The organism is Pseudomonas sp. B14(2017) (genome assembly GCF_002113255.1).
GTDB classification, from domain to species: Bacteria; Pseudomonadota; Gammaproteobacteria; order Pseudomonadales; family Pseudomonadaceae; genus Aquipseudomonas; species Aquipseudomonas putida_Z.
In genome coordinates this window covers 21,346-42,643 of the sequence record NZ_NEJY01000024.1, presented here as the reverse complement: position 1 = coordinate 42,643, position 21,298 = coordinate 21,346, and the positions used below count along the sequence as shown (strand labels likewise).

16 protein-coding genes are annotated in these 21,298 nt (G+C 63.9%); 8 read left to right on the top strand and 8 right to left on the bottom strand.

Annotated elements, in window-relative coordinates; all coding sequences use genetic code 11:
- The first annotated feature begins 143 nt into the window (after positions 1 to 143).
- The gene (locus tag CAG34_RS23285) at positions 144 to 1,529 is read left to right on the top strand and encodes an amino acid permease (protein WP_085592660.1); all 1,386 of its coding nucleotides are present in this window, start codon (positions 144 to 146) and stop codon (positions 1,527 to 1,529) included.
- Between the two features lie 140 nt (positions 1,530 to 1,669).
- Here the strand turns inward: CAG34_RS23285 and CAG34_RS23280 are convergent, their stop codons facing one another.
- Positions 1,670 to 3,121 (bottom strand): PucR family transcriptional regulator, encoded by a 1,452-nt coding sequence (locus CAG34_RS23280; protein ID WP_256573575.1) that lies wholly within the window; start codon positions 3,119 to 3,121, stop codon positions 1,670 to 1,672.
- A gap of 125 nt (positions 3,122 to 3,246) precedes the next feature.
- Positions 3,247 to 5,025: a phosphoethanolamine transferase CptA gene (locus CAG34_RS23275; protein ID WP_085592656.1), complete on the bottom strand. Its 1,779-nt coding sequence runs from the start codon at positions 5,023 to 5,025 to the stop codon at positions 3,247 to 3,249.
- 153 nt (positions 5,026 to 5,178) lie between these two features.
- Between CAG34_RS23275 and CAG34_RS23270 the strand changes: the two genes are divergently transcribed.
- Positions 5,179 to 5,325, top strand: coding sequence for a DUF2986 domain-containing protein (locus CAG34_RS23270; protein ID WP_023662626.1), 147 nt, complete (start codon positions 5,179 to 5,181; stop codon positions 5,323 to 5,325).
- Between the two features lie 157 nt (positions 5,326 to 5,482).
- On the opposite strand, the gene CAG34_RS23265 is transcribed toward CAG34_RS23270, so the two are convergent.
- The 3 genes from CAG34_RS23265 to CAG34_RS23255 all read right to left on the bottom strand — a co-directional run bounded on the left by CAG34_RS23265 (position 5,483) and on the right by CAG34_RS23255 (position 8,560).
- Positions 5,483 to 5,851 (bottom strand): hypothetical protein, encoded by a 369-nt coding sequence (locus tag CAG34_RS23265; protein ID WP_085592654.1) that lies wholly within the window; start codon positions 5,849 to 5,851, stop codon positions 5,483 to 5,485.
- 259 nt (positions 5,852 to 6,110) lie between these two features.
- The gene (locus CAG34_RS23260) at positions 6,111 to 7,439 is read right to left on the bottom strand and encodes an MFS transporter (protein ID WP_085592652.1); all 1,329 of its coding nucleotides are present in this window, start codon (positions 7,437 to 7,439) and stop codon (positions 6,111 to 6,113) included.
- Between the two features lie 164 nt (positions 7,440 to 7,603).
- Positions 7,604 to 8,560 carry a GlxA family transcriptional regulator gene (locus CAG34_RS23255; RefSeq protein ID WP_256573574.1) on the bottom strand — a complete coding sequence of 319 codons (957 nt, stop codon included), beginning with the start codon at positions 8,558 to 8,560 and terminating at the stop codon, positions 7,604 to 7,606.
- 386 nt (positions 8,561 to 8,946) lie between these two features.
- Between CAG34_RS23255 and CAG34_RS23250 the strand changes: the two genes are divergently transcribed.
- The 3 genes from CAG34_RS23250 (at position 8,947) to CAG34_RS23240 (ending at position 12,143) form a co-directional block, all read left to right on the top strand.
- On the top strand, positions 8,947 to 9,870 hold the full coding sequence (locus CAG34_RS23250; protein ID WP_249352826.1) for a LysR family transcriptional regulator: 924 nt from the start codon (positions 8,947 to 8,949) through the stop codon (positions 9,868 to 9,870).
- Between the two features lie 168 nt (positions 9,871 to 10,038).
- Positions 10,039 to 11,274: an SRPBCC family protein gene (locus tag CAG34_RS23245; protein WP_085592648.1), complete on the top strand. Its 1,236-nt coding sequence runs from the start codon at positions 10,039 to 10,041 to the stop codon at positions 11,272 to 11,274.
- A 377-nt stretch (positions 11,275 to 11,651) separates the two neighbouring features.
- On the top strand, positions 11,652 to 12,143 hold the full coding sequence (locus CAG34_RS23240) for a GNAT family N-acetyltransferase (protein ID WP_085592646.1): 492 nt from the start codon (positions 11,652 to 11,654) through the stop codon (positions 12,141 to 12,143).
- A 60-nt stretch (positions 12,144 to 12,203) separates the two neighbouring features.
- On the opposite strand, the gene CAG34_RS23235 is transcribed toward CAG34_RS23240, so the two are convergent.
- The 3 genes from CAG34_RS23235 to CAG34_RS23220 all read right to left on the bottom strand — a co-directional run bounded on the left by CAG34_RS23235 (position 12,204) and on the right by CAG34_RS23220 (position 17,051).
- Positions 12,204 to 13,577: an 8-oxoguanine deaminase gene (locus CAG34_RS23235; RefSeq protein WP_085592644.1), complete on the bottom strand. Its 1,374-nt coding sequence runs from the start codon at positions 13,575 to 13,577 to the stop codon at positions 12,204 to 12,206.
- 224 nt (positions 13,578 to 13,801) lie between these two features.
- Positions 13,802 to 15,382 carry an aldehyde dehydrogenase (NADP(+)) gene (locus CAG34_RS23225; protein WP_085592642.1) on the bottom strand — a complete coding sequence of 527 codons (1,581 nt, stop codon included), beginning with the start codon at positions 15,380 to 15,382 and terminating at the stop codon, positions 13,802 to 13,804.
- Between the two features lie 289 nt (positions 15,383 to 15,671).
- On the bottom strand, positions 15,672 to 17,051 hold the full coding sequence (locus CAG34_RS23220; RefSeq protein ID WP_085592640.1) for an APC family permease: 1,380 nt from the start codon (positions 17,049 to 17,051) through the stop codon (positions 15,672 to 15,674).
- Between the two features lie 281 nt (positions 17,052 to 17,332).
- On the opposite strand from CAG34_RS23220, the gene CAG34_RS23215 reads away from it, so the two are divergent.
- From CAG34_RS23215 to CAG34_RS23205, 3 genes are all read left to right on the top strand, one after another.
- Complete coding sequence (locus CAG34_RS23215) at positions 17,333 to 18,175, top strand: helix-turn-helix transcriptional regulator (RefSeq protein ID WP_075044859.1); 843 nt, start codon at positions 17,333 to 17,335, stop codon at positions 18,173 to 18,175.
- 42 nt (positions 18,176 to 18,217) lie between these two features.
- Positions 18,218 to 19,600, top strand: coding sequence for an aspartate aminotransferase family protein (locus CAG34_RS23210; RefSeq protein ID WP_025338659.1), 1,383 nt, complete (start codon positions 18,218 to 18,220; stop codon positions 19,598 to 19,600).
- Positions 19,601 to 19,748: 148 nt separating this feature from the next.
- Positions 19,749 to 21,242, top strand: a complete 1,494-nt coding sequence (locus CAG34_RS23205; protein WP_075044860.1) for an aldehyde dehydrogenase — start codon at positions 19,749 to 19,751, stop codon at positions 21,240 to 21,242.
- The last annotated feature ends 56 nt before the right edge of the window (positions 21,243 to 21,298 follow it).

Sequence of the window (21,298 nt, the reverse complement as noted above, 5' to 3'; positions counted from 1 at the left end):
TCTGCGAATTTCCCGAATTTCCTTCATACATTTGTACAGGCCAGCGCCTGCGCACCTGTTTTTTTACGATAGGCCATGCTCTGGCCCCTGCATACCCTTGCGAAGCGGCAATGTTGATTACTAATAATAAAAGGAGACAACCAATGCCGATTCAGTCGGAGCATGACCCGCGTCTCAAGCGTGCCCTCAAGACCCGGCACATCAGCATGCTGGCCCTGGGCGGTGTGATCGGGGCCGGTCTGTTCGTAGGGGCCAGCGCGGTTATCGCATCAACCGGCCCGGGTGCCTTCATCACCTATGCCATCACCGGCCTGATCGTCGCGCTGGTGATGCGCATGCTCGGCGAAATGGCCGCCGCGTACCCGGCCAAAGGTTCGTTCGTCGACTACGCCCGGTTGGCCTTCGGGCGCCCGGCCGGGTACATGACCGGTTGGCTGTACTGGTACTTCTGGGTGATCGTGGTCGGCTTCGAGGCCGTGGTCGGCGGGCAGATCATCAATGCCTGGCTGCCCGATATCCCGGTGTGGGCCATTGCCCTTGGCCTGATGGTAGGCATGACCTTGCTCAACCTGATGTCGGTGCACTCGTTTGGCGAGGCCGAATACTGGTTCGCCGGCATCAAGGTCGCGGCCATCGTGGTGTTTCTGGTCGTGGCCGGGTTGTACGTGTTCAACCTGTGGCCTGGCTCCAGCGCCAGTTTTGCCAACCTCACCCAGCATGGCGGCTTCCTTCCCCATGGGGTAGGCGCGTTGTTCACCGGGGTGGTGGTGGTGATTTTCTCCATGACCGGTGTGGAAGTCGCCACCCTCGCGGCGGCCGAATCGGAAGACCCGTCGCGCAACATCCGCAAGGCGGTGAACACGGTGATGCTGCGCATCCTGGTGTTCTTCGTGCTGGCGACGTTCTTCATCGTGGTGGCACAGCCATGGACCTCGATCACCCCCGGCAAGTCGCCGTTCGTGACCACCCTGGAGCATATCGGCATTCCCGGCGCAGGCGACATGCTCACCGTGGTCATCCTGGTGGCGGTGCTGTCGGTACTCAATGCCGGGCTGTATACCTCGTCGCGGTTGCTCTATGTGCTGGCCTCCAACGGTGAGGCGCCACGCTGGGTGGCCAAGGTCAGCGGCAATGGCGTACCCGTACGCGGGGTGATTGCCTCGACCCTGGTGGGCTATGGCTGCGTGGTGATTGCGGCGCTGTGGCCGGATACCGTGTTCCAGTTCCTGATCAACTCGTCCGGCACGGTGTTCCTGTTCGTCTACCTGGTGATCTGCCTGTCGCAGCTCAGGCTGCGGCGCAAATGGGTGGCGGAAGGTACGCTGAAGTTCGCCATGTGGGGGCATCCGTGGTTGCCGTTGCTGGTGACCGGGTCGATCGTGGCGGTGCTGGTGAGCATGGCCTTCGACCCGAGCATGCGGGTGAGCCTGGGGCAATGCGTGGTTGCGATTGTGGTGATTGCGGTTTCGTATGCGATGGTGCGGGGGCCGCGGGGGCAGCAGCCTGGTGCAGAGGTTGGGTTGAATTAAGGTGTATCTGGGGCCGCTTTGCGGCCCATCGCGACACAAGGCCGCTCCTACAAGGGGATCGCACCAGGTCGGACCTGTATGCGATCTCCTTGTAGGAGCGGCCTTGTGTCGCGACAGGGGCGCAAAGCGCCCCCAAAGGCCTAGACCAGATGCTCGAACAGGTCGGTATTCTTCCCCGCCTGAATCGCAATCCAGAACCGCGCAATCCCGCCGGTAGTGGTCGGCTTGATCCCGGTAAGCTGCTCCACCAGCTTCAGCCGGTACACCAGCGTCTGCCGGTGAATCCCCAAATCATACGCCGTGGCCTTCCAGTTGCCGTCGTTGTGCAGGAAGGTGACCAACGTCTGCAGCAGCGCCGCACCCTGGGTGCGGTCATGCTCGATCAGCGGCCCCAGGTAACGCCCCACCAGCGCCCGCGCCTCGGCCAGCGACTTGGGCGCCATGATCAGGCCGGTTTCCGCCTCGCCATAACGCAGTTGCTGCGCGCCACTTTCCTCGGCCTGGGTCAGCGCCAGGCGGGCTTGGCGCACGCTCTCGCGAAAGCCGGTGGCCGCCGCGATCGGCCCGCTGATACCAATCACCGTACCCTCGCCGAGGTTGTGGCACAGCGCCGTCAGGCTTGGCGCGTCGTCACGGCTGATCGCCAGCAGCAGGCCTTTGTCGTCGAGCAGTAGCGGTGTGGAGTGATGCAGGGCAGGGGCCTGGTGAATGTCGGCGCTGCTCCATGGGCCGTGGCTTCCCGGCCTGATCGCCAGGCTCACCAAGGTGCCGACCAGGCCACGACGCTCCAGCATCGGCCGCGCCAGGCTGAACTCCGTCTCGCTGTCGAGCAGGCTGCGCAGCAGCGCTGCGCCTTCATCGCGCTGCTGGTCGCGGTGGATCATCAGGCGTTCCAGTTCCACCCCCAGCAAGCCGACCAGCGAGCGCACCAGGATGGCGTCATCCTGCGTGCGGGTGCCTTTGCGCGCCATCAGCAGGTTGGCGCGGGCGCGGCCGCCGATCGGGATGCGTTCCACCCGCTCGACAGCCTGCGCGGCCCGGCGGGTTTCGACCACGGTGGTGCCGCTGGGGGCATCCTCGATGGCCAGGTCGAGGCCGAGGGTGTCGGCCAGTATCGCCAGGCGCCCAGCCATGTCGGGGGCTTTGCGCAAGGCGTCGGCGTAGGTCTGGAACAGCCGCTCGCTGGCGTTGAAACGCTCGCGCTGGGCCTGCAGCACGCTCTCGATCACGTAGTGCGACAGCTTGACGAACTCCAGTTCGAAGCTGCCATGCAGCACCGGGAACAACAGGCGGTCGGCGGCGGCCAGCAGTTCGCCGGACAGCGCCGGCGCATCGGCCCGCGGCGCCACTACCAAGGCACTGGGGTTGCTCTGCACCAGTTGCTCCAGCCAGCTCACCTGGTCTGCCGGGGCGCTGGGCAGGCCGACGCCGGTGGTCATCACCAGGTCGCCTGGCGATACCCAGCGCCAGGGGTCTGGCAAGTCGACGGTGTGGGCCCAGGTGATCAGCCTGCCGGTGCCGGCCGCGCCAGCCACGGCCTGCAACTTGAGCAGTTCGATATCGATCAGGTCCTGCACCGTGAGCATGGGCATCTCTCATTCCAAAGATGCGCCAAGCATGGCGTTTTACGCTGGGGCGGTAAACCTTTGTTCGCGGTGCAGGGCCAGTGGGGCTGCTTTGCAGCCCATCGCGACACAAGGCCGCTCCTACAAGGCAATCAGTTCAGGCGTCCAGCGTTCTGTGTCTTGCCACTACTGACCGTCTCCTGCCCCCGCTCGGCCTTGTCCAGCGGCAGGTGGTCGAACTCGCGCAGCCCATCCTTGCGGTACGGGTCGCCAATCCAGCGTGGTGCCACCACGAACTGCGGGCTCACCAGGCTCTTGGCCGGTTCGTAACGGTCATAGCTCAGCCCGGCCAGGTCGGACAGGGTATGGATCAGGTGCGAGCTGCTGTAGGGCCGGTCGGCCATCGCCTGCAAGTCGCGCGGGTGCTCGGCCTGCCAGCTGGGCGAAGTCCACAGCAAAAACGGGATGGTGTACATCGGCCGGGTCGGCGCGCCTTCGTTGCGCCCCAGGCGGTCGTGGTTGCCAGAGCTGTACACATCTTCCCCATGGTCGGACAGGTACAGCAGGAAGCCATTGGAGGTACTGGCCGAGTAACGCTTGATCAGGCTCGACACCACGTAGTCGTTGTAGCGCACCGCGTTGTCGTAGAAGTTGTAGGTTTCCACCTGGTCATCGGTCAGCTTGCCGGGCACCCCCTGGCGGTCGTTGAAGTGCGCGTAGTCGTTCGGGTAGCGGTAGCGATAGTCCATGTGCGTACCCAGCAGATGCACGATGATGAACTTGTTCGGCGCCGGGTCCTGCAGGGCCTTCTCGAATGGCGTCAGCACCACGTCGTCGTACTGGCTGGCATTCTGGTTGCGCTGGTTGTTCAGGTACACCGGCGCGTCCGTCTGCTGCGAGAAGGTGGTCAGCATGGTGTTGCGCTTGGTCATGGTCTGCTGGTTGGTGATCCAGAAGGTCTTGTAGCCGGCCTGTTTCATCAGGTTGATCAGCGACGGGTCGGTGAGGAAGCGGTCCGGGTTCTGCTCGTCGCCGAAGGTGAGGATCTGCTGCATCACTTCGATGGTGTACGGGCGTGGTGACACCACGTTGCGGAACACCGTCAGGCTCTTGTCGCTGGCGGCCAGCGCATCGAGGTTGGGCGTGGTATCGCGGTTGTAGCCGTACAGGTGCATGTGCTCGCGGGTGGTGGATTCGCCCAGCACCAGCACCAGCGTGCGCGGCGCTGCACCGCTGCTGTCCCGCAGGTTTTGCAGGGGCGGCAGCGCGGCGTTCTTGGCCAGCAGCTCCTGCATGTTGTCCAGCTGCTGGCGGTACTGGCGGTAGCCGACCAGCAGTTGCCAGGGCACGGCGGGCTCCATGCGCTGCTGCACCTTTTCCGCCGCGTCGGCGAAGCTGCGTTCCTGGGTGACCATCTGCTTGTAGAACGGGTACACCAGGTTGGCCAGCAGCAACAGGGCGACCACCGGCAGGCGGCTGCGCAGCGGCAGGCTGACCGGGCGTACGCGCTTCCACAGCAGCACCGCCACCAGCGTGTACAGCAGCAGTGCCAGGCCCAGCCAGGCGCTGAAGTACTGGCTGAAGTACTCACCGGCTTCGGCGGTGTTGGACTCGAACATCACGAAGATGACGCTTTGCGAGAACTCCTGGCGATAGATGCCGAAGTAGCTCAGGCCCACCAGCGAAGCAGCCCACAACACCAGGCCGATGACCGCTGCCGTGGCGCGAGTGAAGCGCGGCAGCAGCAGTACCGGGGCCAGCCACAGGCTGCTGAGGAAGAATGCATCGCGAAAACCGGCGAACCCGGTGGTACCACTGAACAGCAGCAACGCCTGGGTCACGCCCGAGAAGTACCAGAAGAACAGCAAAAGCCAGCCCAGGCCGGCCCAGTCCACGCGTTTGGGCGAGGAGGGGGATGGAGTGTGTGACACGTATGCCTCGTCGTACTTGGCGGCCAGCGGATGTGCCCGTGGCCGGAAAGGGCGTGACGCTAATCTGCCGAGCGTGAAAATAACGTCAACGAGACGCTGGCCCAGGCAAGGTATGATGTGTTCAGCCAAACCGGACTGACAGGTCGAGTGAGAATGAACCGTCGCAAGAAGATCAAGCAGCTACTGCAGGCGCATGCCAAGAAGGCCAGCGCCAAGCTGGCGCCGCGCAAGCCCAAGTACATTTGCAAGGCCGACCGTTTGAAGATGGAGGCCGAGGCGGCGGGGGATACCCCCACCTGACTGACTGGCGCGGACCTTGTAGGAGCGGCCTTGTGTCGCGATCGGGCCGCAGAGCGGCCCCGGCGATATCTGCTTCAATGCTGAAATCGTGGGGCCGCTTTGCGGCCCGATCGCGACACAAGGCCGCTCCTACAGGGGGCGCGTTGGCTGCTTGCGGTCAACGGCGATAGTAGCGGTAGTCATCGTTGTAGCGGTGGTGCATGGCCCGCTCATGGCGGTGCTCCCAGTCGCGGCGCCGTTCCCAGTCGCGTCGGCGTTCCCAGTCTCGCCGGCGCTCCCAATCACGGCGGGCCTGCTCGCGGCGCCATTGTTCGCGGCGCCAGTCGCTGCGGTGGTCATGCCAGCGGTCGTCATCGTGGGCCAGCAGCGTGGCTGGCTGTTCATCGGCCACACTGGCCACCCTGGACCAGGGGTTGCCGGCAGGCTGCAACGGTGATTGAACCGCCGGGGCTGCCACTACGGGCGCCTTCATTTGTGTTGCCGATGCCGTGCCCATCGCCGCGCACGAGAACAGGCCGAGCAACATCAACCTTGCGACATGTATTTTCATGAGCGAAGCCAACCTCTGATAACAATTGAGCCATCTGGCCAGCAGGTGGTCGGCGAAGCTTGTCTCGCGTTCCGCTACCTTTCTGTGCCTCCCACATAGACCGGTAAACGGGAAAAAGTTCGCAGCGGCAACAACTTGTAGAACTTCTGCGCTTCAAAACAGATAGTCGGTTGGCGCGCCCCCCTGTGGGAGCGGCTTCAGCCGCGAACACCGGCGCAGCCGGTGCCATGCACCGTTAGCCCAGGGCGGCCGCCTGTTGCAGGTTCAGCGAACGGGTTTCCGGGGCCAGGGCCCAGGACAGCAGCAGCCCGAAGAAAGTGATGGCAGCGGCCACGTACATGGTTTGCGCAATACCCAGCACGTCTAACGAAACCGGCACCAGGTAGGTACCCACTGCCGCGCCGATTCGCGAGACGGAGGTGCCCATGCCGACCGCGAAGGCGCGGATTTCCGTGGGGAAGATTTCGTTCGGGTAGACCAGCGTCAGCACCTGGGCACCGCCAATGAACAACGCATACAGGGCGAAGAACACCAGGATCCAGATACCCGCGCTGCTGTGGAACGCGCCCAGGCACAGCAAGGCCAGCCCCGACACCAGGAAGCTGTACAGCAACAGGTTACGGCGGCCGATGACGTTGATCAGGCGGGTGGCGACCATGCAGCCGACCACGAAGAACAGCGTGATCAGTACCGAACCGATCGAGGCGCTGTCACCTTTCACATTCAGCGCCGCCAGCACCTTGGGCGCAAACGCATAGACCGAGAACAGCGGGATGATGCAACAGGTCCAGAACACGATGACGAACAGCATGCGCTTGCCATAACCGGCATACAGCAGGCTCCAGATGTTCACTTTGTGCTCGGTGCCCTGCTCGGGCAGGTTGCGCAGGGAAAAGTCATTGCCATATACCGCCTTGATCACCTGTTCTGCCTCGGCGCTGCGGCCTTTGCTCAGCAGCCAGCGCGGTGATTCGGGGGTGCCGATACGGACCATGAAAAGGGCCAGGCCAATGGTCGCGGAGCTGGCCAGTACCAGGCGCCAGGCGTCCTCGGCACCGGTGCGCAGCAGCAGTTCGCCGACGATGTAGGCAGCCGCTGCACCGGCAAACCAGAGGATGGTGAGCATGGCCAGGCGTGGGCCGCGGTACTTGCGGGGCATGAACTCGACCAGCAGCGAGGTGGCAACCGGGTATTCGATGCCGACCGCAATGCCGATGACCAGCCGCAGCAGGAAGATGGCCAAGGCCGAGTCGGCCCAGAACTGCCCGAGCGAGGCGACGATGAACAAGGTTGGCCCGACGAAGAACAGGCGCTTGCGGCCAAGGCGATCGGTCAGCCAGCCGCCGAGGAAGCCGCCAAAGAAAATACCGATCAGCGCCGAGGCGGCGATCAGGCCTTCCCAGAAGCTGTTCAATGACAACGCAGTGCTGATGTGCGCCAGGGCGACGCCGATAATGCTCAGGACATAGCCATCGACGAACGAGCCACCGCCAGAGCGCAGCGTGAGAAGTTTGTGGAACCTGTTCAGCGGTACATCTTCGACTGAGATATGTGGACTTGTCATTCTTGTCTCCCGATATGGTTTTTCGAGTAAAAGGGCAGCGCGGCCTCCAAAGCGGGGCCGTGAAGCCATCTCGAAAATTCAGTGATCGATGGCTATACGATTGTTTTTATTGTCAGTGCCGGGGACGGCCTGTTCAGAAACCTTCCTTGCGCGCTCCTTGTATTTCAAATTTCATAGCGCACTTCTTTTGAAGGTGGGTGGCCGAAGAACGCACTGTAGGACCTGCTGAAGTGGGTGCACGACACAAAGCCGCAGGCGATGGACACATCGAAGATCGATGCATTGGAGTTCTGGATCAGGCGCCGCGCTTCGGTAATGCGCAACTGGAAGTAGTATTTCTGCGGGGTGGTGTCGAGCTGGTCCTTGAACAGGCGCTGCACCTGGCGTACGGACAAACCGACAGCCTGGGACAACTGCCCGGGTGACAGCGGCTCCTCGAGGTTGGCCTCCATCAGCTTGATGATTTCGCGCATGGGCCGGCTGACCTTGGGCTGCAGGGGTTTTTGCACGCTGCGGAACTTGCTTTGGTCGTGGTCCAGCGTGTCGAGCACCGCATCGGCCAGCGCGCGGCAGCAGCCAATGTTCAGCCACTGCAGCATCATTTCGAAGGCGCCCGCCGGCGAGGCGGCGGTCAGCCGGTCGCGGTCGAGCACCAGGGCATCGTGGGTGACCAATGCGTGCGGCACCCGCTCGGCCAGGGCAATGCGCTGCTCGGGGTGGATGGCGCAGCGGTAGCCGTCGAGCAGGCCGGCGCTGCCCAGGTACCAGGCGCCGTTCCACAAGCCGCCCAGCACCACCGGGAACCTGGCCAGCCGCTTCAGCAGGGCGGTCAGCCAGCCGGGTACCGTGCGCGCGGCCCGCAAGCCACCGCAGACCACCATGATGTCCAGGTCGCACAGGCGCACATCGGTCAGCGGCGTGTCTGGGCGAATGGGGATGGCCAGGTCGCTCATCACTTCGTTGTGGTTGTGGCTGAAGGTATGCACCCTGATCGAGCCAGGGGCGATCAGGTTGGCGGTGACCAGCACATCCAGCGCCTGGGTGAAACTGGGCAGGGAAAAGTTCTCCAGCAGCAGAAAACCGACCCGCGACGGCTTGGGGCGCGTGATGGGTTGTGCCATGAACCCCAGGTTGCGCTCTTTGAAGGTGTGGCTGAATGTTCTTGTAGTTATTGTCATGTGTCACCCAGATGCCGAGGCCCGAGGTTCGGCTGACTAATAGAGTGAAAGCCATTCCAGGCGGGTGGATCTGGCATACAGGTCGGCGACTAATGTATGGGTGCAGCAAGGATGAAGTCCAACGACATTTTGTGCGGTTTCTTTGATAACCCAGTGTTATTGGTGAGTTCGGCGATTCTTCGCATAACCCAAGGTTATGCGTAAAGTAATTTAAGTGCCGATGTGTTTTTTTACCTGCTGTGTACGATTCAAGTGTCTTGTACGCGGAATGAGGAGAACACACCAGGATGTCACAGCGGCAAGTTGATCCCGATACCCTGTTACTTCGCATGCCTTCGTTACGTGCTGTCAAAGCGTTTGTCGCGGCAGCCAAGTACCAGAGTTTCACCCGGGCCGCAGAGGCGCTGTGTGTATCGCAGGCGGCGATCAGCCGGCAGATTCGTGAATTGGAAACTTACCTGAGCGCCCAGTTGTTCGAGCGCGTGGGCCGTGCGGTTGAACTTACCCCGGCAGGTTCGGTGTTTTTCGAGGCGTCGCAGTTGTCATTCGTCAATATTGCCCAGGCGGCGGAGCGGATACGCCATACACCGCTGGAAAAGCACGTGCTGACGATTTGTTGCTCCCCGGCGTTTTCCGCGTTCTGGTTGTCGCATCACATCAACGAGTTTCGCGCCAACAACCCGGATATCGAGCTCAACCTGATCACCACGCAAAACTTTCTGACGCGGGAGCCGGGTGTGGAGCCGGATGTGATCATCTCCAAGTTCGCCAATGTGGGTGATGCCTACACCATCTACCCGCTGTGCCATGACGTGATTTACCCGGTTTGCACGCCGCAGTACCTCGCGCGTCACCCCGAGATCGGCACGCTGCAAGGCCTGTGCAACAGCGCGCTGCTGGACTTGAGCCCGTACGGCCGGGCTGGTGTGGCCGAGCATGTGGACTGGAGTGTGTGGCTGGCATTCCACAACGTGGACATCGATGAGCGTGGCGCCGACAGCCCACCACTGTTCCATGCCAATGACTACAGCCTGATCATCAACATGGTGCTGGCCCACCAGGGGGTTGCCCTGGGCTGGAACCAGCTGGTGGCCAGCCTGGTCGAGCAGGGCCGGTTGACCAGGCCGGTGCGTGAACAAGTCACGTTGCGCAACAGCCTGCATTACCTGGCCTGCAAGGAAAATACCGATTACGACGCCTGCGGGCGGGTACGCGACTGGGTGCTGTCAAAGTTTACCTGGTGGAAAGTCTGAAACCGTCAATGCATAACAACGCATTATGAATTGTGCTTTGAAAATGTCGTTTGAAGCGGGCAGGGCTGAAGTTTAACTTGCGAGAAAGTTTCAGTTGGCTGGTTACAAGAATAATGGTTCGGTAATTGTCAGCGGTTGTCGTGAACACCGTGTGGCTGGAGGATAATAATGAATAGCAATGAATCCGTCATTGGCCTGATCAAACAGCGCAAACCGCGGCATGTATTGCCCCGGGAACTGTATCTGGACCCGGAAGTGTATCGTCAGGACCTTGAGCAAATCTGGCACAAGGATTGGGTCTTCGCCGGCCATACATTCGAGATTCCCAAGGCCGGCCAGTATTTCACCCTGCAGATCGGCGACTACCCGGTGGCTGTCGTGCGTGGCAAGGACGGCGAAGTGCGCGCGTTCCACAATGCCTGCCGCCACCGCGGTGCCAAGGTGTGCGAACACGCTGCGGGTAAAGTCGCCAAGCTGGTGTGCCCTTACCACAAGTGGACATTCGAGCTGGATGGCAACCTGATCTATGCCGGCAACATGGGCGCGGATTTCGACAAGTCGCAATACAACCTCAAGCCGGTGCATGTGGAGGTCGTCCACACCTACATCTACGTGTGCGTGGCGCAACAGGCGCCGGACTTCAGCAGCTTCCGCGCGGCGGTCAGCCCCTTCATCGCCCCGCACGGCCTGGAAAACTGCAAGGTCGCCTTCGAGTCCAACCTGATCGAGAAGGGCAACTGGAAGCTGGTGTTCGAAAACAACCGCGAGTGCTACCACTGCGACGGCACCCACCCCGAGCTGCTCAACTCGTTCGTCGAGAACCTGTCGGTGGCCGGTGTGGGCGGTGACGATGATCCGGAGCTGGTGGCCCACTGGACCCGCTGTGAAACGGCCGGCATGCCCAGCCGCCTGGTCATGGACCCGCTGGGGCGCTTCCGCATGACCCGCATCCCGCTCTCGGCCGGCGCCGTCAGCTACACCATGGACGGCAAGCCCGCCGTCAACGGGCGGTTGGACAGCAGTGGCGAGGCGGATATCGGTGCCTTGCTGTACTTCAACTATCCCTCTACCTGGAACCATTTCCTTGGCGACCACGCGCTGAGTTTCCGCGTGCTGCCGATTGGCCCGGGGGAAACCTTGGTGACTACCAAGTGGCTGGTGCCGGAGTCGGCGGTGGAAGGGGTCGACTATGACCTCGACCGGTTGACCAAGGTATGGCTGGCGACCAACGACCAGGACCGCCGCTTGGTGGAAGGGACTCATGCGGGCGTTTCTTCGCCCAGCTATGAATCCGGGCCGTTCTCGGAGAATGCCGAGAACGGGGTGTGCCAGTTCGATGACTGGTACTGCGCGACCATGCTCGAGCGGCTGAGTGGGCGTGTGCCGTTGAAATCGGTGGGCTGAACATCCGTGCATGCTCGCGAAGCAGGCGACGCGGTGGATGGCACCGGCTTCGCCGGTGTTCGCGGCTAAAGCCGCTCCCACAGGTACAGCGTGAGCCCGAAAGCCTGCGCCGTACCTGTGGGAGCGGGTTCACCCGCGAAGCAGACTGCGCGGTGGATGGCACCGGCTGCGCCGGTGTTCGCGGCCACGGACGCTCCCACAGGTACAGCGTGATCCCGAAGCCAACGCAGTACCTGTGGGAGCGGGCATGCCCGCGAAGCAGGCGACGCGGTGGATGTGTTCGGTTACTGCGCAGGTTTCGGGTACAAGCTGTACCTGTGGCAGCGGCGCTCATTTACCATGGCGGCTGTTTTTAGCCATTACCAAGGAATCCCTCCATGAGCGCCCCTCAGTTCCGCACCCCCACAGCCGCCGACGCCGAACGCTGCTACGCCATCGAAATCGGTGCCTATGAAGGCGATGAGGCGGCCACGCTGGAGAAGATACGCACCCGCATCGCGCAGTATCCGCAGGGCTTCCTGGTGCTGGATAACGCGGGCGAGATCGTTGGTTTCATCAACAGCGGCTGTGCCCACGAAGTGGTGATGTCCGACGAGGCATTCAAGGAGCTGGTCGGGCATGACCCGGCGGCGCCAAACGTGGTGATCATGTCGGTGGTGGTGGACCCGGCGCACCAGGGCAAAGGCTACGCCAAGCAGTTGATGGTTGAATTCATCGCACGCATGAAAGCGGCGGGCAAGCTGACCATTCACCTGATGTGCAAGGAACAGCATGTGGCGTTGTACCAGAAGCTGGGGTATCAGTACGTGAAACCGTCGCCGTCGGACCACGGCGGCATGGCCTGGCATGAGATGCTCATGGTCCTCTGATTTCGCAAGACACGGCAGCGTTGCCGGCGATGGGCCGCCAAGGCGGCCCCGAATAGCTGCTTATTCGCCGCTGACCAGCTGGCGTGCCAACTGGTTGTGGCGCTCCAGCACCCGTGGCAGGTCGACCGTGGCCAGCTGGCCATCCTTCACCACCACACGGCCATTGATGACACTGGTGTGCACCTGGGTCGGGGTGCAGAACACCAGCGCCGCCAGCGGGTCGTGGTGGCCGCCGGCATAGGCCACGTGGCCGAGGTCGAAGGCGACGAAGTCGGCCACCATGCCTGGGGCCAGGGCGCCGATGTCGTTGCGGTTGAGCACCTTGGCACCGCCGAGCGTTGCAATTTCCAGCGCCTCGCGTGCAGTCATCGCGTCGGGGCCGAAGCCCACCCGTTGCAGCAGCAGGGCCTGGCGCACTTCACCGATCATGCTGGCGCCGTCGTTGGATGCCGAACCGTCGACCCCAAGGCCCACCGGCACCCCGTGGTCGCGCATCTTGCGCACCGGGGCGATGCCCGAGGCCAGGCGCATGTTCGAGCATGGGCAGTGGGCGACACCCGTGCCGGTGCGGGCGAACAGCTCGATGCCATGCTGGTCGAGTTGCACACAGTGGGCGTGCCACACGTCGTGGCCGACCCAGCCGAGGTCTTCGGCATATTCGGCGGGGGTCATGCCGAACTTCTCGCGGCTGTAGGCGATGTCGTTGACGTTCTCGGCCAGGTGGGTGTGCAACGACACCCCGTACTGGCGCGCCAGCACGGCTGCTTCGCGCATCAGGTCGCGGCTGACCGAGAACGGCGAGCAGGGCGCCACCACGATGCGGCGCATCGAGCCGTGGCTGGCGTCGTGATAGTCCTCGATCAGGCGCTGGGATTCCTTGAGGATGTCGGCTTCCTTCTCCACCACCGAATCAGGCGGCAGGCCGCCCTGGCTACGGCCCACGCTCATGCTGCCGCGCGCGGCGTGGAAGCGCATGCCGATCTCGTCGGCGGCACGGATGCTGTCGTCGAGCTTGCAGCCGTTGGGGTAGATGTACAGGTGGTCGCTGGAGGTGGTGCAGCCGGACAGGATCAGTTCGGCCATGGCGGTCTGGGTCGACACCGCGATCATCTCGGGGGTCAGGCGTGCCCAGATCGGGTAGAGGTTGGTCAACCAGTTGAACAGCTCGCCGTCCTGGGCTGCCGGCACCACGCGGGTGAGGCTCTGGTACATGTGGTGGTGGGTGTTGACCAGGCCAGGGATGACCACCTTGCCGGCCATGTCCAGCACCACATCGGCGTGCTGTGGCAGGGTATCGCTGGGGCCGACCTGGCGGATCAGGTTGCCTTCGATGAACATTCCGCCGTTCCTGATCTCGCGGCGTTCGCCGTCCATGGTGACCAGAAGTTCGGCGTTCTTGACCAGTAGCGTTCTTGGAGCATTTGTAGATGACATGGCTTAAGCCTGTCGCAATACGCATCGGCGACTACCGATGTCATAGGCGCATGGCATTGTAAGCAAGGTTTTTGCGGATTGTATACAGGGCTGGTAATCCTATGCCGGCCTCTTCGCGGGCTCGCCCGCTCCCACAGGTACGGCACAGTTCTGGAATTCTGTGCCGTACCTGTGGGAGCGGGCGAGCCCGCGAAGAGGCCAGTACAGGCTACCTCAATGTCAGATCAAACCGCCCCGCGGCTGCTCACCCCATCCACCAACCGCGCAATCCCCAGCGGGTTGGCACTTTTCAGCGCATCCGGCAGCAGCGCATCCGGGTAGTTCTGGAAGCACACTGGGCGCAGGAAGCGGTCGATGGCCAAGGTACCGACCGAAGTGCCTCGGGCATCGGAGGTGGCCGGGTATGGCCCGCCATGCACCATCGCGTCCGATACCTCTACGCCGGTCGGGTAGCCGTTCAGCAGCAGGCGCCCGGCCTTGCGCTCCAGCAGCGGCACCAGCGTGGCAAAGGCACGCAGGTCGTCCGGTTCGGCAATCAGGGTGGCCGTCAGCTGGCCTTGCAGGTGGCGCAGCGCTTCGGCCAGTTGCTGGGCATCGGCCACTTCCACCACCACGGTGGTCGGGCCGAACACTTCTTCCTGCAGCAGCGGGTCGCTGTCCAGCAGCAGGCTCACGTCCGCCTTGAACAGCTGCGGCTGGGCCTGCTTGCCGGCTTGTGGCTGCCCGGCCAGGTGCTGGATGCCAGGGTGCGCCAGCAGGTGCTGCACACCGTTCTGGTAGCTGCGCAGGGTGCCAGCGTTGAGCATGGTCTGCGGCGCCTGGTCGGCCATGCGCGCCACCAGCGTGTGCACGAAGCGTTCGAACTGCGGCGACTTGATGCCCACCACCAGGCCCGGGTTGGTGCAGAACTGCCCGCAACCCAGCACTACCGAGGCGGCCAGTTCGCCGGCTACCTGCTCGCCACGGGCCTGCAGGGCCTGGGGCAGGACAATTACCGGGTTGATGCTGCTCATTTCGGCGAACACCGGGATCGGCTGCGGGCGCGCAGCCGCCATGTCGCACAGGGCGCGGCCGCCACGCAGCGAACCGGTGAAGCCGACCGCCTGGATGGCCGGGTGCTTGACCAGTGCTTCGCCCACGCCGGCGCCATAGATCATGTTGAACACGCCTGCAGGCATGGCGCAGCCGGTCACCGCGCGGTCAATGGCCGCGGCCACGTGGGCAGCGGTTAGCATGTGCCCGCTGTGGGCCTTGAACACCACCGGGCAGCCGGCCGCCAGCGCCGAGGCGGTATCACCGCCGGCGGTGGAGAAGGCCAGCGGGAAGTTGCTGGCACCGAATACAGCCACCGGGCCGACGCCGATGCGGTACTGGCGCAGGTCCGGGCGTGGCAGCGGGGTGCGCTCGGGCAGCGCACGGTCGATGCGCGCACCGAGGAAGTCGCCACGGCGCACCACATCGGCGAACAGGCGCAGTTGGTTGCTGGTGCGGGCGCGTTCACCGCGGATGCGTGCCTCGGGCAGCGCGGTTTCGCGCATCACATGCTGGACGAAGTCATCGCCCAGTGCGTCCAGTTCGTTGGCGATGGCGTCGAGGAAGGCGGCGCGCTGTGTCGGGCTGGTGCTGCGGTAGGCCGGGTAGGCAGCCTCGGCGGCCTGCACGGCGGCTTCGACTTCGCCGCTGGTCGCCTGGTGGAAGGCGTATGGCAGTGGCTCGCCGGTGTGGGCGTCGACGCTGTTCAGCAGCACGTCACCGTTGCCGCTGAGCTGGCCGGCGATGTGGTTCAGGCGATGTTCGATGGACATTTCGTTTCCCGTTGGCAATGACAGTCGTTGGGCTGGGACTGTAGGGGGCGAAATGCGTGCTGAATAATGATTAATGCAGATCAGGTGATAACGTTCTGTTATCGCGTGGCCTGCTATTGAGGAACGATGTTCGAGCGTGTGCCATTTTCTGTGGGAGCGGGCGCGCCCGCGAAGCGCCCGACACGGTGTATGGCACCGGCTTTGCCGGTGTTCGCGGGCACGCCCGCTCCCACAACGACCGCGCAGGCTTCCAGGTCTGGGCAAGGCGGTTGTGGGGGCGCTGTTTGTGTCACTCGGCCATCTGCAACTCCGGCAGCTTTACCCGGAACGCCCGGGTAAGCCCCAGCAGCACTACCAGGCCCATGCCCATCCAGCACAAACCGATGGTGAACGACAGGCTGGTCAGGCTGCTCCACAGCCACAGCGTGCTGAGGAAGCCCAGGCCGGGAATGGCGCCATACAGCAGGTAGTTGCGACCACCCCGCAGCTTGAGGTCGATCAGGTAGTGCTTGACCACGGCCAGGTTCACCGCCGAGAAGGCGAACAGCGCGCCAAAGCTGATCATGTTGGCCACCGTGTCGAGGGTGATTACCAAGGCAATCAGCGACAGCACGCTGACCAGCAGGATGGCCGTGGCCGGTACGCGCTTTTTCGTCACCAGCTGGCCGAACGCACGGGGCAACGCACCGTCGCGGCCCATGGCGAACAGCACCCGCGACACGCTGGCCTGGGACACCATGGCCGAGGCGAAGCAGCCGGCCACGTAAGTGGCGGTGAAGGCGGTCACCAACAGCTCGCCGCCGACCCGGCGCATCACGTCCACCGACGCCGAGTCCGGGTCGGCGAAGCTGCCCCAGTCAGGGAACACCATCTGTGCGCAGTACGACACCACCAGGAACAACATGCCGCCGATCAGCGACACGGCGAGGATCGCCACGGGAATGCGGTAGGTGGGGTTGCTGGTTTCCTCGGCCATGGTCGAGACCGCATCGAAGCCCAGGAACGACAGGCACAGCACGGCGGCGCCGGTCATGATCAACGGCACGCTGAAGCCTTCGTGGTGGAACGGCGCCAGCAGCGACACCGGCTGCGCCTGCCCGCTGAGGTTGTGGATGGACAGGGCGACGAACACGACGATGAACACCAGTTGCACCACCACCAGGATCCAGTTCACCCGGGTGATCGACTCGATGCCGATCAGGTTGAGGAAGGTGACCAGGGCAATGGAGCCCGCCACCCACACCCAGGCGTGGATGGCCGGGAAGTACTCCGACATGTAGATGCCGATCAGCAGGTAGCTGAGCAGCGGCAGGAAGATGTAGTCGAGCAGCAAGGTCCAGCCGGCGATGAAACCGATGTGGCTGCCGAAGGCCTTGCGGGTGTAGGTGTAGACCGAGCCGGAGTAGGGGTGGGCCTGGACCATGCGGCCGTAGCTGTAGGCGGTCAGCAGCATGGCGGCGAGGGTCAGCAGGTAGGCGGTGGGCAGGTGCCCCTTGGTCATCTGGGTGACCAGCCCGTAGGTGGTGAACACTGCCAGGGGGACCATATAGGCCAGGCCGAACAGCACCAGGGCGGGCAGCCCCATGGACTTGCGGAAACGGCCGTTGCTGGCGGTGGGTTGCGACGGGCTATGTGCAGGGCTATGGGCTGTACTTGTTGTTGTATGCATTGCTAACTCCTGGAAAGGGATGCAGGACGCCGCGGTATGCGAGCGGGCTCGATACCGGTGGGTGTTGTGCAAGGAGGTCGAGCGGGTGGCTCGCAGCGCTGGGGCGGGTTGATGCTCCCACACCCCGCCGGTACCCGGAATCACCCTTTGGGGTGAGCCGGCAGGGGGCTTTGCCTGCTCACCCCAAAGGGTGATTTCGGTGTTTGCAGTGCCATGGGAGTATCTGGCCAACGACGCACCGCACTGGCGGCGGTGCCTTTACTTGAGACGGCAGGCCCACAGTGACTGATCAATTGCTTTCGCAACAGTGGTTCGAGCACCTGGCCAAGGTCACCGAGGCGATCGGCCGCCCCGGCTTTGCCGCCACCCTGTTTGCTGCGCTTGGCGTGATTCGGCCGATCCAGGCGACCACGGTGTACCTGTACCCGCACGACGGCATGCCCTGCGCGCTGTTCGAGCAGGACGACAAGGCGCCCTGGCAGCCCGAGGGCAATGTCAGCCGCTACCTGTCCGGCTTCTATCTGCTCGACCCGTTCTACGGGGCCTGTGTGGAGCAGGTCGAGTCCGGTTGCTACGGCCTGTTCGAAGTGGCGCCCGACCACTTCGAGGTCAGCGAGTACTACCAGTCGTTCTACCGGCACTCGCACCTGGAGGATGAGCTCAACTACATCCTGCAGGTCGCGCCCGGGCAGAGCCTGGCGGTATCGCTGGCGTTCACCGACAAGCTCGATGGGCAAACCCGTGCGCTGTTCGCGCGTATCACGCCCTGGGTACTGGCGGTGCTCGGCAAGCACTTCGCCGGGCTGGACAGCCGCACCGGGCGCTTCGAGAACATCCTCGAGCAGCGCATCCACGCGGCGTTGAACAACTTCGGCAGCTCGCTGCTGACCGAGCGTGAGTGCCGTATCGCCCAGCTGATCCTGCGTGGCCACTCGACCAAGTCGCTGGCCGAGCGCCTGGGGGTGTCGGAGGACACCATCAAGTCACACCGCAAGAACGTCTACGCCAAGCTCGACATCGGTACCCAGTCCGAGCTGTTCTCCCTGTTCATCGACGCGCTGGCCAATGCCCAGGGCGTGCTGGGCAAGGACCCGCTGGAAAGCTACATGGGCAAGCTGCGCTGAGCGCAAGCCACCCTGCAACCCCACCGCAAAGGAAAACCAACAATGAATGCGCCTTTCGCCCCGCAACGCCAGACCCGTGACTACCAGGCAGCCGATGCCGCGCACCACATCCATGCCTTCCTCGACCAGAAGGCGCTGAACGCCGAAGGGCCGCGAGTGATCGTCGGTGGCGAACGCCTGCACCTGTGGGACAGCGAGGGCAAGCGCTACCTGGACGGCATGTCCGGCCTGTGGTGCACCCAGCTCGGCTACGGCCGCCGCGACCTGACCGCCGCCGCAGCCACGCAGATGGACCAGCTGGCCTACTACAACATGTTCTTCCACACCACCCACCCGGCGGTGATCGAACTGTCCGAGCTGCTGTTCAGCCTGTTGCCGGGGCACTACAGCCACGCGATCTACACCAACTCCGGCTCCGAGGCCAACGAGGTGCTGATCCGTACCGTGCGCCGCTACTGGCAGGTGGTTGGCCAGCCGAACAAGAAGATCATGATCGGCCGCTGGAACGGTTACCACGGCTCGACCCTGGCCGCCACGGCGCTGGGTGGCATGAAGTTCATGCACGAAATGGGCGGGTTGATCCCGGATGTGGCGCACATCGACGAACCGTACTGGTACGCCGAGGGCGGCGAGCTGACCCCGGCCGAGTTCGGTCGCCGCTGCGCCCTGCAGCTGGAGGAGAAGATCCTCGAACTGGGTGCCGAGAACGTCGCCGGCTTTATCGCCGAGCCGTTCCAGGGCGCGGGCGGCATGATCTTCCCGCCGGAAAGCTACTGGCCCGAGATCCAGCGCATCTGCCGCCAGTACGACGTGCTGCTGTGCGCCGATGAAGTGATCGGCGGCTTTGGCCGCACTGGCGAATGGTTCGCCCACGAGTACTTCGGCTTCGAGCCCGACACCCTGTCGATCGCCAAGGGCCTGACCAGCGGCTACGTGCCCATGGGCGGCCTGGTGCTGAGCAAGCGCATTGCCGAGGCGCTGGTGGAGCGGGGCGGGGTGTTCGCCCACGGCCTGACCTATTCCGGCCACCCGGTGGCGGCGGCGGTGGCCATCGCCAACCTGAAGGCGCTGCGTGACGAAGGCATCGTGCGCCAGGTGAAGGACGACACCGGGCCGTACCTGCAGCGCATCCTGCGCGAGGTGTTTGCCGACCACCCGTTGATCGGCCAGGTGCAGGGCGCCGGGTTGGTGGCGGCGCTGCAGTTCGCCGAGCACAAGCCGACGCGCAAGCGCTTCGCCAACGAGAATGACCTCGCCTGGCAGTGCCGCACCTTCGGTTTCGAGGAAGGGGTGATCATTCGCTCCACCCTGGGCCGAATGATCATGGCGCCGGCGCTGATCGCCAACCACAGCGAGCTGGATGAGCTGGTGGAGAAGACCCGCATTGCCGTGGACCGCACGGCGCGCCTGGTCGGCAAGCTCTAGACCGCTGATCCCTGTGGGAGCGGGCAAGCCCGCGAACACCGGCGAAGCCGGTGCCATCCACCGTGTCGCCTGATTCGCGGGCACGCCCGCTCCCACAGGAACCGCGTAGCCCCTAGGAAAATTGCTCCAACAGCTACCAGGAGTACAAATGTACACCCTCGAATTCTGGCAACAACGTGCCTCGGACCTCTACCTCCCGGCCAATGCACTGATCGACGGCAAGCCCGTCAACGCACAGGACGGCGCCACCTTCGCCGCCATCAACCCCGCCACCAATAAGGTGCTGGCCCAGGTCACCGCCTGCGGCCAGGCCGAGGTCGACCTGGCCGTCGCCAGCGCCCGCAGGGCTTTCGAACAAGGCCCATGGCCGCGCATGGCCCCGGGCGAGCGCAAGAAAGTGCTGCTGCGCCTGGCCGAGCTGATCATGGCCCATCGCGAAGAACTGGCCCTGCTCGACTCGCTGAACATGGGCAAGCCGGTCATGGACGCCTACAACATCGATGTGCCGGGCTCGGCGCAGGTGTTCGCCTGGTACGGCGAGGCGCTGGACAAGCTGTACGACCAGGTGGCACCCACCGCGCCCAACGCGCTGGCCACCATCACCCGCGAAGCCCTCGGCGTGGTCGCCGCCGTGGTGCCGTGGAACTTCCCGCTCGACATGGCCGCCTGGAAGCTCGCCCCGGCGTTGGCTGCCGGTAACAGCGTGGTGCTCAAGCCCGCCGAGCAATCACCGTTCTCGGCCCTGCGCCTGGCCCAGCTGGCGCTGCAGGCCGGTGTGCCGGAAGGCGTGCTGAACGTGGTGCCGGGCCTGGGCGAGCAGGCCGGGCAGGCGCTGGGCCTGCACCCGGATGTGGATTGCCTGGTGTTTACCGGCTCCACCCAGGTGGGCAAGTACTTCATGCAGTACTCGGCACAGTCCAACCTCAAGCAGGTATGGCTGGAGTGCGGCGGCAAGAGCCCCAACCTGGTGTTCGAAAACTGCCAGGACCTGGACCTGGCTGCGGAAAAGGCGGCATTCGGTATCTTCTTCAACCAGGGCGAGGTGTGCTCGGCCAACTCGCGGCTGTACGTGCAGCGCTCCATCCATGACGAGTTCATCGAGCGCCTGCAGGCCAAGGCCCGCCAGTGGCTGCCTGGCAACCCGCTGGACCCGGCGAGCCGTGCCGGCGCCATTGTGGATGCCGGGCAGACTGGCCGGATCGAAGCCGCCATCGCCCGCGCCGGGCAGGACGGGGCGCGGTTGGTGTGTGGTGGCCGGCGCCTGACCATCGACGGCTCGGACAATTACATCGAGCCGACCATTTTTGCCGGTGTCGATGGCCGTATGAGCCTGGCGCGGGAAGAGGTATTCGGGCCGGTGCTGGCGGTCAGTGCCTTCGACAGTGAAGAGCAGGCCGTGCGCCTGGCCAACGACAGCATCTATGGGCTGGCGGCGTCGGTGTGGAGCGATGACTTCAACCAGGTGCACCGCGTGGCGCGGGCGTTGAAGGCCGGCACCGTGTCGGTGAACACGGTCGATGCGCTGGACGTGACGGTGCCGTTCGGCGGCGGCAGGCAGTCCGGGTTTGGCCGCGACCTGTCGCTGCATTCGTTCGACAAGTATTCGCAGCTCAAGACCACCTGGTACCAGTTGCGCGCCTGATACATCCGGTCTTGCACCGCGTCGCCTGTTTCGCGGGCTCGCCCGCTCCCACAGGT

Excerpts from the sequence above, each read along its gene's own strand:
- CAG34_RS23225 (WP_085592642.1), bottom strand. The coding sequence starts at position 15,382 with ATGTCCATCGAACATCGCCTGAACCACATCGCCGGCCAGCTCAGCGGC.
- CAG34_RS23245 (WP_085592648.1), top strand. The coding sequence starts at position 10,039 with ATGAATAGCAATGAATCCGTCATTGGCCTGATCAAACAGCGCAAACCG.
- CAG34_RS23240 (WP_085592646.1), top strand. The coding sequence starts at position 11,652 with ATGAGCGCCCCTCAGTTCCGCACCCCCACAGCCGCCGACGCCGAACGC.
- CAG34_RS23235 (WP_085592644.1), bottom strand. The coding sequence starts at position 13,577 with ATGTCATCTACAAATGCTCCAAGAACGCTACTGGTCAAGAACGCCGAA.
- CAG34_RS23285 (WP_085592660.1), top strand. The coding sequence starts at position 144 with ATGCCGATTCAGTCGGAGCATGACCCGCGTCTCAAGCGTGCCCTCAAG.
- CAG34_RS23220 (WP_085592640.1), bottom strand. The coding sequence starts at position 17,051 with ATGCATACAACAACAAGTACAGCCCATAGCCCTGCACATAGCCCGTCG.
- CAG34_RS23255 (WP_256573574.1), bottom strand. The coding sequence starts at position 8,560 with ATGGCACAACCCATCACGCGCCCCAAGCCGTCGCGGGTCGGTTTTCTG.
- CAG34_RS23265 (WP_085592654.1), bottom strand. The coding sequence starts at position 5,851 with ATGTTGCTCGGCCTGTTCTCGTGCGCGGCGATGGGCACGGCATCGGCA.
- CAG34_RS23270 (WP_023662626.1), top strand. The coding sequence starts at position 5,179 with ATGAACCGTCGCAAGAAGATCAAGCAGCTACTGCAGGCGCATGCCAAG.
- CAG34_RS23260 (WP_085592652.1), bottom strand. The coding sequence starts at position 7,439 with ATGACAAGTCCACATATCTCAGTCGAAGATGTACCGCTGAACAGGTTC.
- CAG34_RS23250 (WP_249352826.1), top strand. The coding sequence starts at position 8,947 with ATGCCTTCGTTACGTGCTGTCAAAGCGTTTGTCGCGGCAGCCAAGTAC.
- CAG34_RS23280 (WP_256573575.1), bottom strand. The coding sequence starts at position 3,121 with ATGCCCATGCTCACGGTGCAGGACCTGATCGATATCGAACTGCTCAAG.
- CAG34_RS23210 (WP_025338659.1), top strand. The coding sequence starts at position 18,218 with ATGAATGCGCCTTTCGCCCCGCAACGCCAGACCCGTGACTACCAGGCA.
- CAG34_RS23205 (WP_075044860.1), top strand. The coding sequence starts at position 19,749 with ATGTACACCCTCGAATTCTGGCAACAACGTGCCTCGGACCTCTACCTC.